This is a genomic window from Pseudomonas sp. lyk4-TYG-107 (assembly GCF_030209055.1).
Lineage (GTDB): Bacteria > Pseudomonadota > Gammaproteobacteria > Pseudomonadales > Pseudomonadaceae > Aquipseudomonas > Aquipseudomonas putida_A.
In genome coordinates this window covers 175,421-191,373 of the sequence record NZ_JARVST010000019.1, presented here as the reverse complement: position 1 = coordinate 191,373, position 15,953 = coordinate 175,421, and the positions used below count along the sequence as shown (strand labels likewise).

Genomic DNA, 15,953 nt, shown 5'->3' with positions numbered 1-15,953 from the left:
ATTTACCAACTCAGGAATACCTTATGTCCACGCCAACTTATGTTCAGGAATACAACGCAATCGTCGACGTGCTCAGCCAGTACAACGAAGGTGGTGCCAAAGCTGACAGCGCCTTGATGAAGCCCGCATTCAACCAGCAGGCCACCATGTTCGGGGTCGACGAAGGCAAGCTCGTCGGCGGTGCGATCCAGAACCTGTACGACGTCATCGATAACGCGTTCCGCCCGTCTCCGGAAGCGCAAGCAGCGATCGTTCGCATCGACATCGTAGGCACGGCAGCCAGCGCCCGGGTCGATACCGACAATGTTTCAGGATTCCGTTTCACCGACTTCTTCAACCTGCTAAAGGTTGAAGGTCAGTGGACGATTGTCAGCAAGATCTACCACACCCACCCAAGCGCCTGAGCCGTTGAATGCAATTGGCGAGGTGCGTCGCGCCTCGTCCTTACTGGAAGGACAGACCCATGTCGAAAAACATCAAGGCAGTACCCACCGCTGAGTACAACGCTGTCATCGCTATTGCCAATCAGTATGTTGAAGGGCTGCGTGTGGGCAGTGCACAGAGCGTTGCGCAGGCGTTCCATAAAGACGCTGTGATGTACGGATTCACCAATGGTGAACTGCTGGGCGGCCCGATCAGGAATCTGTTTGATTTCGTAGAGAAGAACGGCGATGCCCCGAACATCATCACCCGACTCGACGTACTGGCGATCACGCCAACCACCGCCGTGGTTCGTGTCGATATGGAACAGGATGCAATCGGCGCTGATTACAACGATTACCTGACCCTGATCAAAATCGACGGGGCCTGGAAGGTCATTGCCAAGGTTTATCACCAGTTCGAAGGTTGAGCGTCTTCCGATCCCGGTTGATCCATACCGGGACCGGATTTCATCCACCTCTGACGTGCGCAGAGGTCAGGTTCCAAAATAGTTGATTTTGAGGGTGTACACGATGTCGATGGTTGAGTTCTCCGCTGTTCTGGACGGCGATATAGCGCACGTCTGGAGCGTGTTGAAGAGGTTTGGTGAGATTGGTAAATGGCATCCCTCCATTTTGGAAAGCAGCATTGAGGACAACCAGCCCGATGGATTGGTTGGCTGTATTCGCAAACTCACGTTGGTCGACGGTGCGGTGGTCAGGGAGCGTCTTTTGTCGGTCGATGATCGCAATACGATGCTGTCTTATCGCTTCGAGGAGGCTCCGTTACCGTTGGACAACTATGTAGCTACTGTTCAATTAGCCTCGCTGACTGGACAGTCAAAGACGTTCATCCGTTGGTCTGCAAGCTTCGATCTGCAAGATCTCACTACTGCCGAACACCATGAGTCGCTTGTTAGAGGACTGATCGTAGACGGCCACAACAGTCTCCAGTCATTTCTCCAGCAACAAGCTGAGGAGGGCGGTGAAGTAGGGTGAGGGCAGGGCCATGCCATTGGAAATGACAATTCAGCCATTGGAATGCCAGGAATGCGGTTACAGTGCCCCTCCGTAAATCCATCGTTATGTGAACAATGAATCGTCCGCTGTTTGTTTCTCTGGATGGGCCCAAAGGCACCGGTAAAACCACACTGTTGGAGGCCGTTACGAAAGTGCTGAGAGCCGGCAACAAGAAAGTCATCCGGCTTTGCGAGAGAAAAAGCGATCCTTTCCGGGGTGAAACCATGGCCCTGATCAACACGCTTGCCAGAAATCCTTCTCAGGATCTGGAATGGGCTGTGTGCCAGCGCCTGGCTGATAGTCGGCGCTGGATTTCCCGACACGTACTGACGCAGCAGCCGCTGGACAGCATCATCCTGATCGATCGCTGGTATCCGTCAGATGCCGCGTTTCGCCGATCTATCCCGTTTGCCGAGATTCTCCAGTTGAACCTGGATCGAGATGTGCGCGTGCCTGACCTGCATGTTGGCGTCGTCACCGACCCGGACATTTCATGGGCAAGGGCTGCAACGAGATCGCGAGGATTGGGCGGCACTGTGATTCAGAAGTACGCAGAGCATGTGGCATGTACGGAGATGTTCGAGCAAGCGGTCAAGGAGCACGGTTGGGTTCTGTGCCGTAATGAGGGAACAATCGAAGACGCTACGATGCAGGTGGTTTCTGAGATTTATAGGGTGCTGGGGTGAGTGTTGGAGTGATACAGATGTTGGTGCAGGAGGCGCGTAGCGTAATACGTGGTTTAACAAGTGGGCGATGTCAGAAGTTCACAAGCAGTTCACGTGCCTTGGATTACTGGCTCAATGCTCTGACAATTAACGTGATTGTTCATCGTATGGTGTACACAGGCCTTGTTTCACCGTTCGCCTCAGCCTCGTCGTCATGACCTCCGGAACGGTTGGCTCAGGTCACCATGGAGCGCGATTTTTAAGGCGCTCGCCATCTTCTCGAAACCCACGAGGTGAAGTTCTGCGTCATCGAGGCTTTGGCCGGTCTCGGTCTTGGTCCAGTCGGGGACGTACATCTAGGTTCTGGCATTCAATCGGCGCATGTCCTCGACCGTCAGGCTGATCGCTTCCGAGCGGCGCCGTCGCTCCAGACCAGCAGCAGGGCACGATCGAACCGCGGCGAGCCTCGTCTGCAGCATTTGGCACGGATAACATTTAATTATCAGACCTAATATACGCGGAGGCAGGCCATGGCAGTAGGGGTGCCAGAAAATGAAGTATTCGCGGCGGCGGATGCAGTCTTGGCCCGCGGTGAGCGGCCAACAGTCGAGCGGGTGCGCCTGGAACTGGGTCAAGGTAGTCCAACGCGGGTCGGAGGGCTTCTGGATATATGGTGGGCGCGTTTGTCTGAACGCCTGAATGGAGAAACGCGACTGCCGGCATTACCGGGTGAGGTCTCGCATGCCTTCGTTGCCGTATGGCAGCAAGCTATCCGACTGGCGCAAGGTGCGGCCGAACAGGGCCTGGCTGAGCAACGCCAAGTGCTGGAAGTTGAGCGCGAACGACTCGCACTGGTCGAGGATCAAGCGCGTCAGGACTCGGCAAAGGCGCGGCAACAGGTGATAGAGGCCGTGACTGGGCGTCAGGCGGCCGAATCCCGGTTAGCTGACTTGGAACTGTTGCTGGTTCAACGGCAGACGCAGATTGAGGAGCTGCAGCAGCATCGTGACGTGTTGTTGCTCGAACGGCACGATACCCAGCAGCAAAACCAGGCACTTCAGCAAGAACTGCAGGCGTTGCGACAAAAACATGAACAGGATCGTGCCGACCAAGACAGCTATCTGCGTGGGTAGAGAATCGTGCGCACCGTGAGGTAGACCGCGCGAGGGAGGAGAGCAAAGCCATGGCAGTCCGGCTCGAGGATGCTGGGCGGCAAGTCGAACAATCGGTGCGACGACTTGAGTCGCTCCAAACCCAGCTCAGCCAAGCTCAGCAACTTGCCGCAGCGCAGCTGGCTCGAGCAGAAACATTGGAGCAGCAACTGAGCCATATGCGCCAGTTGCCCGAGGCGAAGCGCAAACCACGAGTTAGAAAACGTACCCCATTACATGATCCCAAGGCTTAATTCACCTGCGCCCCAAATGGCAGCTATCGGAAGCGGACGTTGGCAAGCGACCGCCACCGGCCAAAAGCGGACGCTCACAAACGACCGCCACCGGCCAAAAGCTGTCGTTCCCAAGCGGCAGCTTTCAACCCAAAGCGTACACCGCAAATCGCCGCTATTCCTTGTGGCGCAACACATCGACAAGCAATGAAAACGCGGGCGAAGCGTGGCGGCGGCTTGGGTAATAAAGATGGTAAGGCTCGAAGGTTTTACGCCAGCTCCCTAGAACTTCGACCAGATCTCCGGATTCCAGCGATTCGCGGAAGTACGCCTGCGGTAGGTAGGCGAGGCCGAGTCCGGCCATAGCAGCATCACGTACGGAGGCGATGCTGTTCGTGACCAATGAACCTTCCACTTTCACGCGCTGCTCCTTTCCCGCTTTGGCGAATAACCAAGCGAAGTGTTCGCCGTGTGTGGGCAAGCGCAGGTTGATACAGGAATGCTCGGTGAGGTCGTGTGGATGTCTGGGCGGCGGCTTCCGGGCAAAATACGCCGGTGCACCGACCACAGCCATCGGATGCGGACCACTGATCCGCACCGCGATCATATCCCTCGCCACCAGGCCGCCGCGACGAACGCCGGCATCAAAGCGTCCGCTGACAATGTCGCTAAGGCCATAGTCAATGGTCAGTTCGATGCGAATGTCCGGATACTCCGGCAGGAAGCGCGCAATCGCCGGTTGCAGCACGCTGTGTACTGCATACTCGTCAGCGGTCAGGCGAATCGTCCCGGCGGGCTTGTCTCGGAGTGCAGTGATCTGCTCCAGCCCGGACTCGATCTGACCCATTGACGGGCCGATCAGAGCCAGGAGCCGTTCGCCGGCCGGGGTGGGCGAAACGCTGCGCGTGGTGCGCGCGAACAGCCGTAGGCCAAGTCTTTCCTCCAGCCCGCGGATGACCTGACTCAGCGCCGATTGCGAGATGCCCAGACGCGCCGCGGCGCGCGTGAAGCTGGCCTCCTCGGCCACTGCAAGGAAGGCCACTAGATCTTGCAGTCGACGCCCGTTCATTGATTAGTCAGCCTTATGATGGAATTCGTATTTTGACGGATTATCAACAGATTGGCTAAGTCCTATCGTGTGCGTCACGCCGACAACCGGCGAGCGCGTGAAATCACGAATCCATCGACAACTCTACGAGGAGTCAGCCATGGCCAACGCCATTGAAACCGTCAACATCCGCAATCCGGGCATGGCCTGGGACATCGTCGCGAACATCCATTTCCCACCGGGTTTTGACAAGACAAAACAATATCCGGCCATCATCAGCGCGCACCCCATCGGCAGTTGCAAGGAGCAGACTTCGGGCAACGTGTACGGCGCCGCGCTTGCGAAGGAGGGGTTCGTGGTGATCGCCTTCGATGCCAGCTACCAGGGCGCGAGCGGCGGCGAGCCACGCCTCATCGAAGATCCGGGCCAGCGAGTGGAGGACTTCCGCCAAGTGACCGATTACCTAGTCACGCTGCCCTACGTGGATGCCAATCACATCGGCGTGCTGGGCGTGTGCGGTGGTGGCGGCTATTCCATCAGCGCGGCGAAGTCCGAACGCCGGATAAAGGCGGTGGTTTCGATTACCGGAGTCAATTTCGGAAGAATGAGCCGCGAGGGCTTCGGTGGCTATGATCCTATCGGTACGCTGGAGGCTATCGCCCTACAGAGAACCATCGAAGCGCGTGGCAGCAAGTCACGTGTGGATGACGTGCTGCCGCCTTCGGTAGACGCGGCCAAGCAGGCAGGTGTCACGGACATTGATGTCCTGGAGGCCACCGATTACTACAAGACGTCGCGGGGCCAAGCCGCTCACGGACTGACGAGCTTTCTATTCTCGCGTCGAGCGGCCGCACTGGATTGGGATGCGTTCCACCTTGCCGAAATGTTACTGACCCAGCCGTTGTTAGTCGTGATCGGCGACAGACCTGGCGGTTTCGGCGCCTATCGCGACGGCCAGGAAATTTACGGCCGCGCGGCATCGAAAGCCAAGGAACTGCTCGTGCTGCCGGATACCTCACACTACGAGTTGTATGACCAGCCGGAAGCCACCGCGAAGGCGCTGGAAAAGGTCGTGCCGTTCTTTAAGACGCACTTGGCCGTCTGATGGACTTATGCACCCGCCGCTTTTCCGCGGCGTGTGCATGAGCGTAAAAGTCGGTCACGCGGCATTGGTCGTCTGCTTCTGGCCGATTGCTGTCTCTCGTGAAGGGCAGCAGTCGACCCGAAGGAAACGGGGCCTTTATAGCTTTGGGTACGGTTTCAGCTTCAATGCAAGCAACGAGGGAGAGGCTACAGAATTCGGAACAAATCGAACGGTAAGATCTCCGAATTCTGTGGGATTCCCGTCTGGTCAAAAAGCCCCCAAGTGTCAGTTGGGATCAGATCCGTGGTACTGACTTACGCAACGGTGGGAGCGGGCGTAAGCAGCGCGACACACTCCTCGATGACATATTCCGGAATGCTCTCGAATTTATGCGGGTTGAGCTGCATCACGTACTCATTCTCGATGTGATAGGACTCGTTGATAAATTTCCGGATGACGCTGTCGTCGTGCTCATCATTGATCAGCCTGAACAGCTGGATTTTTTCATAACCCACAACGGTCGTGTAAAACTTGGCCTTGATGACCTCAACGTCCTTCACCTCAGCCACTAGGGCAATGTAATTAAATTCGGCGATATGGTTGTTGCGGATTAGTGACTCGGCATCTGCCTGTTCTGCAGCCGTCATGTCCCGAATAGAAGACCCTGACTGAATTGTCGGGGTATCCCGCCCCTTGAAAAGGCTAGCAAGTAGGTTGTATTCCAGGCCTGCGTCGTCCAGCAGCTCGAAGTGTCGTCGCAGGTAGATTGTCTTCAGGACGATGTCGGTAAGTGCCCATAGCATGAGGTCCGCCGACTGCGTAAACGGACATAATCACGCAATCGATTGCCGCGCTGATCAGCGCTAAAATCATGTATTGATTGACGACAGGTTCGTCAGGGGGAATGAATTGCGGCAAGAACGCCGAGAAGAACAACAGCCCCTTTTGGGTTCGACAACCCCACTAGAAGTGCTCGCATAAATGTGCTGCGACCACTGGCCACTGCTGTGCACGGGGCATATTGCAACGCCCGCGTCGGCGTGCGCCAAATTACCCAGGCCAGATAAAGCAGATAGGCCGCATCGAGCCATTTGACCAGGCCGGACCTGCTCGGATGCCTGCAGCAATGCCCCCAGGCCACAGCCGACCGCTGCAATGAGGATCAGATCCGAAAGCGCCACTCAGCGATTCCGAACGCTGCGACACGCATGGCATGCGTTGCGCCGTTGTTGAGCGCCAGCAGCAGGGACGGACCTGGTACCGTCATCACCGCGCTGGCGGCAACGGTGTAGATAAGGAGTGTCGAAATATCCATCGGGAGAATCCTCCAGTTTGAAAACACTCTGCATAAGGGAAAATGGCCAGCAAGTTCTGGTTCAATACCGATCACAATTTCAATTTGTTCTGAATCCGTTGCAGTTCTTGCTCGACCATTCTTGCCCGCTCCAGCATGTTCGCAGGACCTCCCGGCGTTTTCCCTTTACAAAGTTCCGCCAGGTAATGATTTCTCATCAGTGCCGCGGTGCCATTGATGCGATGCAGCAATCGAGAGAGTTCGACCTCGTCCGGACTCTCAAGCAGACCACTCAGTTCGATGAGGTCGTGTTGGTTACTCCTGGAAATCTCGGCCAACAGTTGTTTCATGATGTCCGGATCGCTCACCCCAATATCGATAAGTGGCGACAGGGTGTCGAACCGCGCTTGCTCAACCGTTACAGAGGAAGTTTTTTTTTCGCGCCTGCCTGTCAGCAGTGGTGCGAGACAATCCTGCAACACATCCAGCCCCGCCGGTTTGATCAGGCAATCCCGCATGCCGGCGTTGATGCATCGCTCAACCTCTTCACGCTGCGCATCTGCGGTCAGGCCGAGGATCATCAACGGTTTCGCGTTGCGCAACCGTTCTTCGTGACGTATCGCCAAAGTCAGGTCGACACCGTCCATCAATGGCATATGGTAATCGGTGATCAGGCAATCGAAGCCTTGCTGACGCCAGCGTTCGAGGGCTTCCAGGCCGTTACACGCTTCTGTCACAGTGTGTCCGAGAAATTCCAACTGTGCGTGCAGCATTTGACGATTGAGACTGTTGTCGTCAGCGATCAGGATTCGTGCACGTTGAACGACGTCGTTTTCGAGCGAATCGGGTGGGGGGGCTTCGCGTAACGGAACCGGATCCAGTACTTTGAGCATGAGGGTGATATCCACCGTGGTGCCACGGCCCAAGGTACTTTGCATCTCCAGCCGTCCCCCCATCATTTCGCAAAGAGAGCGCGACACCACCAGCCCCAGCCCGCTGCCGCCCAGCGTATTCAAGGTTGATTGTGCAACCTGAGCGAACGGCCGGAACAGCAGACTGAGATCTTCATCGGAGACACCAATGCCTGTGTCGGTTACCTGCAAGTGCGCGCCCATCAGGTGTGGCCCTTCTACCGATGTGCTGACTTTGATCGCAACCTGGCCCTGATGAGTGAACTTGATTGCATTGCTGACCAGATTGGACAGCACCTGTTTGAACCTCAATGGGTCAATCAGCACCTCCCGAGTGGCTCCGGCATCGATGTCAAGCAACAGTTCGAGGTTTTTCTGCCGTGCGAGCCCATCGAATACCCTTGCCACTGGCTCGACCATTTCCTTCAGGGTACAGCGACGCAGGCTGATACTCAGATGGCCCGATTCGATCCGCACGATGTCCAGCGTATTGCCCAGTAACTCCAGCAGGTTTTTCGCCGAGGTGTATGCCAGGTCTATGTGGTAACGATCCAGCACACCCTGATCGGCGCGTTTCAATGCCAGTTCAAGAGTGCCGATGACAGCGCTCATCGGCGTGCGGATTTCATGACTCATGGTTGCAAGAAACTGTGTCTTCGCACGGCTGGCCTCATCGGCCCGTTCCTTCGCACGTTTGAGGTCGTCGACCAGTTGATGGTGTTCGGTCACATCCTGCCAGCCACAGATGACGCCCTTGATGCTGCCGGAAGAGTCCCGGAACGGCTGGATCCAGTGATCGATGATCTGCGGCCTGTCCGCAATAATCACCTCGTAACGTTGTTCGATGGCTTGCCCGGTCTCCATGGCTCGCAGGTAGCTGTTATGCAGCGCCTGCGCGACCTCAAAATGTTCGGTCGGCATCTGCAGGGCAGTTTTGCCCAGCAACTGCGCTTCGCTTACATTCATGATGTGCTCGTAGCGGCTGCTGCATGACAGCAAACGTCCCTGATCATCGCGAACATAGACCGGAACCGGCATGGCGTGATTCAGCGTCTGCAAAAACTCCAGTTGATCGTTAAGCGCTTTTTCGGCGGTGCGTCGTCGCTGGATCTGACGGCGAAGCTGAAAGATACGCACCACAGAAACAAACAACACCAGCAGTGCCAGACTGACTATTTCCATGATGACGCGACGATAATCGCGCCACGTTTGCCCACTCATGGCCGCGTTCGCCCGCCATCGGCTGGAGATCGCATTCAACTCATCGGGTGAAAGGCTCAGCAATGCTTTGTCAATGATGGAGTGCAGTTCGAGGTCACCGCGGCGCATGGCGAAGCTGGCGGTGGCCATCTCGTCGTCCAGAATGCCGGAAACCCTCAATTCCTTTTCGTAAAGGCGAGCGGTGTAGTAACGGGCCATTGAGAGCGCCATTAATGCAGCATCCGCTTCGCCGCTGGCGACCATGCGCATCGCGTCGAGATTGTTGGGGGGCGTCAACAGAGTGATGGCGGGGTAATCTCGGCGAAGAATATCCATCATTACATGACCGCGAGTGATAGCCAGTCGCTTCCCGGACAGTGCGGTGAGGCTGGTTAGGCCCTGTCTGCGAGTGGATGTCACCAGGCTGAATGAGCTGTTGGCGAAAGGGTGGGTGAACCTAAACTCTGTTTGGCGCGCAGGACTCGGGCTCAAAATTGCTAGGTCGGTCTGTCCTTCGCGCAAAGCGTCCTGAATCTCCTGAAAGCCAGAGACGCGCTGGACTTCAAATCGCAGACCGGTGCGCTGGGTGATGACCTCAAATAAGTCAGAAATGACGCCATTGAAATGTCCCTCGACATCAAAAAAGGCTGAAGGGGCCATGTCATCGTTGATCATCAGGCGTGCAACAGGATGCTGCGCCAACCAGCGCTTTTCCTGTGTAGTCAGTATCACTTGCTCTTGCGGCATGATATTGCCGCAACCGATCCAGCGTTTGACGATTCGCTCAAGTCTAGTCGTGCCGATAGCGTTCATCGTAGTGTTGAGGATATGCATTAGGCGGTGGTCGTCGGAGCGCAAGGCAAAGCCATAACCCTGCGATTCGATTTTGACGAAGCGCGCAAACTTCAGATAACTGAAGAAGCTGTTGTTTATCAAGTAATGAGCAGTCAAAGAATCGCCCAAGTACAGGTCGACATCTTGAAAGGCTACGGCGGCCATGGCTTGGACATCGTTTGGGTAGCTAATGATGTGTGCTTGCGGAAAGAGGCTGGCCAATATTTCTGCTGGCAAATAATCACCGACCACTGCGACGTGCAAATCTCGCAGCTTATGGGGAGTCTGACGGTCATCGTTCTGACGGCGATACAGCGCTGGCACGTTATGCGCGTAGGGCAAACTGAGCTGGGTAGTTCCTGCCACACTCGCGTATTCACCAGCCCGGCTTATCAGGTCGACCTGATGTTTTTTCAACGCATCGAGCGCGTCCTCACGACTGGAGAACGGCTTGACACTGATTTCGATGCTCAACTGCTGTTTGAGCATGGCTACGACATCGGCACTGATGCCTTCGTAGTTTCCATTGCTGTAAACCACCTCGAACGGCAACGCAGATTTAGCAATCACACCCACGGTCAGATGCTTCTTCTCGCGCAGCCAGGCCCAGTCCGATTCTGTGAGATTAAGACGCAGGGGTTCTGGCGCCAGTTGACTGTTTAGGTGCAGTAGAGTTGGCCTGATGGTCGAGTCCGCATTAGCGCTGCCAGTCATACCGAAAGAAGGGAAGATAAGTAGAAAACAAAGCACACGAGAGAAGCTGCTTCTGACAGGCATGATTCAATTAATCATTTTGTTGGAAAACTCTTTGAGTAATTACTGTCCGCACAGGCAATAGCGGACAAACTGCTCCGCAGACATGGGGCGGGCGAAGAAGAAACCCTGTGCCACGCTGCAGCCCATTTCCTTGAGTTGACGAACCTGATCAAGTTCTTCCACACCCTCAATCACGAGTTTTATTCCCATGGCTTTGGCAAGATTGATGGTATTGGCAATGATGGTGCGGGTCTTATGATTACTGTTGATTTGTCGAAGAAAGGAGGCATCCAGTTTGATCTCACTGAAGGGCAGTTCACATAACCGCTGCAATGAAGAAAAACCGCTGCCAAAATCGTCCATCGAAAGGCCACAGCCCATCAAGCGTAGTTGCAGAAGATTCTTGAAACACTGGCCGTCGGGCGTGATCAAACCTGTTTCGAGGAGCTCAATGGTGATTGCACGTGCCGGGCACCCTTGACGACTCAGGGACTTCTGAATGCACTGGGTGAAATCTGCGTTTTGCAATTGAACAGGGTGGACGTTGAAGGCCAAGTTGATTTCCACATCCAGGGCCAGCAGGGCAAGGCGTTGTCGCAAAGCCTGATCCAACAGCTGACTGAACAGCTCGTCCAGCAACCCCAGCCTTTCCATTACCGGCAGGAACTGCGCGGGTGAAATCAGCCCCAGTGTGGGATGTTTCCAGCGTGCCAGTACCTCTACACCGACCAGTTCGTGCGTGTCGATGCATACCTTGGGCTGATAGAAGGGCAAAAACTCCTTGTTGGGCAGTGCTCGACGGACCATGTCTTCCGACATACGCACGTCTGAAACAGCCGCCATACGCTGAGCGGTACGCATCTGGTTGCTGGGGGAAATGCAGTGAATTACGGCGTTTTTGGGAGTTGTCAGGGAGGTGCTGGGCATGTTCGCCTCGGAGTCATTCAATCCCGCCTAGAATGAAGCCTCCGTCTGCTGCGCATAATCAGTAAGATCTATCTGCAATGTAGGACTAATCCTACATGCTATGATTTTTGTTCAGTGCCAAGGGCCGCACAAAGCCTCAATGTTGCCCCTGATGTTTCCCGAAATAAATACCTCACGGACTTTATGCCTCTTCACCTATCAACTGTGGGCCGACTGGCCAAAGTGTCCTTGCGCATGCACTTCGGCTTGACCCTGTCACTGCTGCTAGGGGTGTTTTTTGTGGCGACCGGTTATTGGGTTACCTACAAAGTTTTTCGCGGCGAACTAGTGAAAGCGAATTACCATTTTCTGAATTTTGTCGGACGAGCCTACGATCAGGAAGTATTCCTCCTTCGGGCCATCAGTGCCAGTACCACGCCTCACTACACCCCCCCCCATAAAGACATGGCAGACCCTCCGGTCGCAAGACAGGAAAGCAATGGTTTGGTGATTTACACTGCACAGTCTTCGCCGTCTGCGCTGCCTTTTTCCCTGATCGTGAAACACCAGTACGACGAGGCTTCGCGGGTCGATCAGGCGATCGCCGTTGGCATGAGCGTGGCGGATGTCTACAGTGATTTCTGGCGCCAATCTTCCGCCCACTCGCCACAGATGTTTGTGTTCGACCCCGATCAGCAAATCAATATTGCGCTACCTGCTATCGAAGCCGCGCCGGGCAATGGACCGGCTGCACCCCGTGATGCCGGTACCGCCCTGCGCCAAGTGCAACAGACGCTCATCAAACACCCTTCCAGGGATAGAGATCTTTTTGTCCATTGGGCCGCTACCGAGGCTGACCGCGAACCTGACACCGAACAACTGGTCGCTTATGTATCCGTTCCCTTCCACGAGTCAGGAAAAGGTGTCTCGCAGCCGTCCAGAAACCTGATCGCCGCGACACTCGTGAACCTGTTTGACCCCGATGATGCGGGTGTGCGTATCGAGCGCCAGTTTTTCGATGCGCTGAGCTTCGACTCCATTGATCTGATGGCGCCTGGCAGAAGTCTGCTGCTCGGTGCTGACGATTCGGAAATATTGGCGTACGAAGATGGCTTTCACCTCACGTCTTCCGGGCTGGTCATAAAACGCAGTTCCGGTGCACTGCTCAGTTGGCAGGCACTGTATCGCGTCAGCTTCGCGCAGTTGATCGGGAACGCGAGATGGCAACTTTCGGGGCTGCTGGGTTTGCTTGCATCTTGCGTACTCGGTGGCTGGTGGCTCACCAGTTGGTATCGCAGGCGTATTGTGATCCCGGCACGCAGCGAGTACAGCGAACTGCGCCACAATCATGATTTCAACCACTCTTTGTTGCAGACCGTGCCGCTGGCGTTGTGCGTTCTCAAAGGCAATGAAAGGTTGACCTGTAACGGCTTGTTCACTGAATGGCTGGGGGCTGCGCCTGACATCCCCAGACTGCTGCAGCACTGGCCGTTGTTCGATACTGGCGAGCCCCAGGAAGGGGAAGGGTGCCTGATCATTGCGGAGCGCGCTCTGCACGTACGTTACGCGCCCACTCACTTCCAGGATGAACGAGTCCTGTTGTGCACCTTCACTGACATCACCGCACACCGTGAAGCGTCCGCTACGCTGGTGCTCGCCCGCCAGGCGGCGAATGCTGCCAATGAAGAGAAAAGTCGCTTCGTTGCCAACGTCAGTCACGAAATCAGAACCCCGTTGTACGGGGTGCTGGGAACGCTTGAGTTGCTCGGAATGACGGAGCTGACCCCACGGCAGCGCGCTTACCTGGACACCATCGACAGTTCGTCCGATCTGCTGCTGAGCATCATCAGCGATGTTCTGGACATGTCCCGGATCGAATCGGGGCAATTGCTGCTGGAATCCGCTGAATTTGACCCATTGTTCACACTTGAAGGGCTGGTGCGCAGTTTCTCCGACATTGCGGAAAAAAAAGGTATCGCGCTTTACTGCTGTATCGACCCGGGCTTGCCTGCACGATTGAAAGGTGACGCCGTTCACTTGCGGCAGATCATGGCAAACCTGTTGAACAATGCAATCAAGTTCACTGACAGTGGGCACATCGGCGTCTATCTTCGTGGCGACGCCTGCGCGGATGGCCGCTGGCAACTGATATGGCAAGTCGAAGACACCGGCCCCGGTATTTCGCAGGCTCAGCAGGATCGTTTGTTTGAGCCGTTCTATCAGGTGAACCATCAGCGTCATGCGCTCAAGGGGGCGGGACTGGGGTTATCCATCTGCCTGAAACTCTGCCAATTGATGGGGGCCACACTGTCACTTCAGAGCACTCCGGGCCAAGGCAGCGTCTTCAGTCTGTCGGTGTGGGTCGACGGGATTGAAGGGCAGGACAGCCGTCCGCGTTTTAAGCATCTGGTCGGCAAACTGGTTGAGGTGCGCAGCCCGTTCCCCGAACTGACCGACGCGTTGTGCGCTTGGCTGGAACATAACGGTGCCTACACATCGATTCAGGATGACCCACAGGATCAAACCCCAGACGCCGTGGTGGAGGTGATGTCGCAGAGTGGGCTGCAACCTGAATGGTCTGCGGCGACCGTGTTTGCCCGGCATGATTTTCACCTGGTGCCCGAATGCATCGGTAAAGACATACTGGTCAATCAACACAGCGTCATGGCGATCCTTGAAGCCGTATCAATGGCGATCACCGGTGAAATACCCCAGGCCGATCCGTATGCGCATCAGCCTGCGAACCGGGATTTGGGACTGCGAGTGCTGCTGGCTGAAGACAACCCGGTCAATCAGACGTTAATGCGAGAACAATTGGAGAATATCGGCTGCACGGTGACTGTATCGCCCAACGGGCGGGAAGCTCTCGAACAACTGGAAAAACAGGAATTCGACGTGCTGCTGACCGACGTCAACATGCCGGTCATGGACGGCTATGCCCTGGCTGAAGAAGTGCGCAAGCTTGATCTTCAACTCTCCATCATCGGAGTGACTGCCAACGCCTTGCGCGAGGAGGGCGAGCACTGTATTCGGGTGGGGATGAACAATTGGTTGAGCAAGCCCGTTTCGATCGAGGGGCTGTATTTCTGTCTGAAGGAGCTGGCCGGGCAGCCTGCCGCTCAGGAGCGTGAGACGGTTCCTGAAGTGGATCAGTTGCAGATACCCGACCAGATGCGCACGTTGTTCGCGCAAATCATTCGCCAAGATCTGGACGACTTGCAAAGGGCGACACAGAGCTACGATACGGCCGCCATTACGCACTTGCTGCACCGTATTCGCAGCGCGCTGGCAGTGACCCGGTCGAGATCCCTGATAGCGTCGAGCAAATCGCTGGAAGCCGCGATTCACGATACTGAGCAAAGCGTCATGACCACGGCCATCAGCGGTTTTATCGAGCGCCTCGAGGCCGCGCTGAAGGCGCAGGGCATACAATCCCGGAGCTGACAGGCCAGGTCTCACCGGGCTTCATACTGCCCGCCAATCAGGCATTGATCAGGCTGTTCAGTTGCTCTTCAGCCGCGAGCAGCGCGGTAATCCCTTCCATCAGCTCCTGCTCCCGCTGAAGGACTGACGATTCGCGTAGCGATAACTCGCGCTCCTTTTGCTCTTGTTGACGCTGCTGCTGTTCGAGTCGGGCGTACTTCCCAAGCAGGGTTGCAGTGTGCGCCTGGACGTTGGCCAGCAGGGTCTTGAGATTCTGATCTGCGCGCGCGCGGATATTTTGTTCTTCGGGCATCGCTTGCAATTCACTTTGTATGGCTTCGGCACTGACCGCTGCTACGGCCGTCAATTGGGTCGAGGGTGCCGGTCTGTCGGCTGAAATATTGCTCGACCTGGACGTTGGAGAAAGTTTGTCGAGCAACGATTGCATGGCTTCGAGGTGGGGCCTTTGGTAAGGGCTTGCCGTCGGGGTGGCCAGGCCATATTCCGTACCCTGCAGGCTCAGATTGAGTTCTGCCTTGACTGCCTGTACCGCAACGGCGGGTGTATCGACGGTTACAGGCCGATCACCATCGTTTACCACGCCGCTGGGGCTGAATTCCAACAACCTCAGCAACCAGGCCTCGCTGATTTTCAAACTATGATGGGTGGGTGTGGGGGTGCAGGTGAAGTCGGCTTTACTGAGGTCGACGATGCGATAGGAATCGTCGGTCTGCTGCCCGTCACTTGAGTTGGCATCACGAAGAACGCTCTTAAGCGCTTGGGCGGCACATTTGAAGTCATCGGCCGTCGCGCTGCACATTCTGACGCTGTCAGCGTCCTTCTCGATGGCCGTCAGGTACACCCGGACCAAATCGTCATGCAGCTTTTCATTCAGGCTGTAGAGCAGAAACATTTGATCGTTATGAGTCGCCAGAAAACCGCAAAGCAGTGGGGCATTGTGCAGCTCACCCTGGGCATCAGGCACTTCTATCGTTCGCAATAGCATCGG

The 15,953-nt window shown here is 55.9% G+C and carries 13 protein-coding genes and 1 pseudogene; 7 read left to right on the top strand and 7 right to left on the bottom strand.

Going from position 1 to position 15,953, the window contains the following annotated elements; genetic code table 11:
* The first annotated feature begins 23 nt into the window (after positions 1–23).
* The 5 genes and pseudogenes from QRN61_RS16145 (at position 24) to QRN61_RS16125 (ending at position 3,509) form a co-directional block, all read left to right on the top strand.
* Positions 24–404 (top strand): nuclear transport factor 2 family protein, encoded by a 381-nt coding sequence (locus QRN61_RS16145; protein ID WP_027611809.1) that lies wholly within the window; start codon positions 24–26, stop codon positions 402–404.
* 59 nt (positions 405–463) lie between these two features.
* Positions 464–850 carry a nuclear transport factor 2 family protein gene (locus tag QRN61_RS16140; RefSeq protein WP_096796037.1) on the top strand — a complete coding sequence of 129 codons (387 nt, stop codon included), beginning with the start codon at positions 464–466 and terminating at the stop codon, positions 848–850.
* A gap of 103 nt (positions 851–953) precedes the next feature.
* Positions 954–1,418, top strand: coding sequence for an SRPBCC family protein (locus QRN61_RS16135; RefSeq protein ID WP_285374173.1), 465 nt, complete (start codon positions 954–956; stop codon positions 1,416–1,418).
* A gap of 95 nt (positions 1,419–1,513) precedes the next feature.
* The gene (locus tag QRN61_RS16130) at positions 1,514–2,125 is read left to right on the top strand and encodes a dTMP kinase (protein WP_285374172.1); all 612 of its coding nucleotides are present in this window, start codon (positions 1,514–1,516) and stop codon (positions 2,123–2,125) included.
* A 509-nt stretch (positions 2,126–2,634) separates the two neighbouring features.
* A pseudogene (locus QRN61_RS16125) lies at positions 2,635–3,509 on the top strand (DNA-binding protein).
* 154 nt (positions 3,510–3,663) lie between these two features.
* Here QRN61_RS16125 and QRN61_RS16120 read toward each other — a convergent pair.
* On the bottom strand, positions 3,664–4,557 hold the full coding sequence (locus tag QRN61_RS16120; RefSeq protein WP_285374171.1) for a LysR family transcriptional regulator: 894 nt from the start codon (positions 4,555–4,557) through the stop codon (positions 3,664–3,666).
* 139 nt (positions 4,558–4,696) lie between these two features.
* Here QRN61_RS16120 and QRN61_RS16115 point away from each other — a divergent pair, with 139 nt between their 5' ends.
* Positions 4,697–5,641, top strand: coding sequence for an alpha/beta hydrolase (locus tag QRN61_RS16115; RefSeq protein WP_285374170.1), 945 nt, complete (start codon positions 4,697–4,699; stop codon positions 5,639–5,641).
* A gap of 293 nt (positions 5,642–5,934) precedes the next feature.
* Here the strand turns inward: QRN61_RS16115 and QRN61_RS16110 are convergent, their stop codons facing one another.
* The 5 genes from QRN61_RS16110 to QRN61_RS16090 form a co-directional block, all read right to left on the bottom strand.
* The gene (locus QRN61_RS16110; protein ID WP_285374169.1) at positions 5,935–6,423 is read right to left on the bottom strand and encodes a hypothetical protein; all 489 of its coding nucleotides are present in this window, start codon (positions 6,421–6,423) and stop codon (positions 5,935–5,937) included.
* Positions 6,424–6,515: 92 nt separating this feature from the next.
* Positions 6,516–6,761 (bottom strand): LysE family transporter, encoded by a 246-nt coding sequence (locus QRN61_RS16105; protein ID WP_285374364.1) that lies wholly within the window; start codon positions 6,759–6,761, stop codon positions 6,516–6,518.
* Between the two features lie 21 nt (positions 6,762–6,782).
* Positions 6,783–6,935 (bottom strand): hypothetical protein, encoded by a 153-nt coding sequence (locus tag QRN61_RS16100; RefSeq protein WP_285374168.1) that lies wholly within the window; start codon positions 6,933–6,935, stop codon positions 6,783–6,785.
* A gap of 71 nt (positions 6,936–7,006) precedes the next feature.
* Positions 7,007–10,636, bottom strand: coding sequence for a transporter substrate-binding domain-containing protein (locus QRN61_RS16095; RefSeq protein WP_285374167.1), 3,630 nt, complete (start codon positions 10,634–10,636; stop codon positions 7,007–7,009).
* 39 nt (positions 10,637–10,675) lie between these two features.
* Complete coding sequence (locus tag QRN61_RS16090) at positions 10,676–11,542, bottom strand: EAL domain-containing protein (protein ID WP_285374166.1); 867 nt, start codon at positions 11,540–11,542, stop codon at positions 10,676–10,678.
* A gap of 234 nt (positions 11,543–11,776) precedes the next feature.
* On the opposite strand from QRN61_RS16090, the gene QRN61_RS16085 reads away from it, so the two are divergent.
* Complete coding sequence (locus QRN61_RS16085; RefSeq protein WP_285374165.1) at positions 11,777–14,965, top strand: ATP-binding protein; 3,189 nt, start codon at positions 11,777–11,779, stop codon at positions 14,963–14,965.
* A 37-nt stretch (positions 14,966–15,002) separates the two neighbouring features.
* Here the strand turns inward: QRN61_RS16085 and QRN61_RS16080 are convergent, their stop codons facing one another.
* Positions 15,003–15,950, bottom strand: coding sequence for a hypothetical protein (locus QRN61_RS16080; protein ID WP_285374164.1), 948 nt, complete (start codon positions 15,948–15,950; stop codon positions 15,003–15,005).
* Positions 15,951–15,953 lie beyond the last annotated feature (3 nt).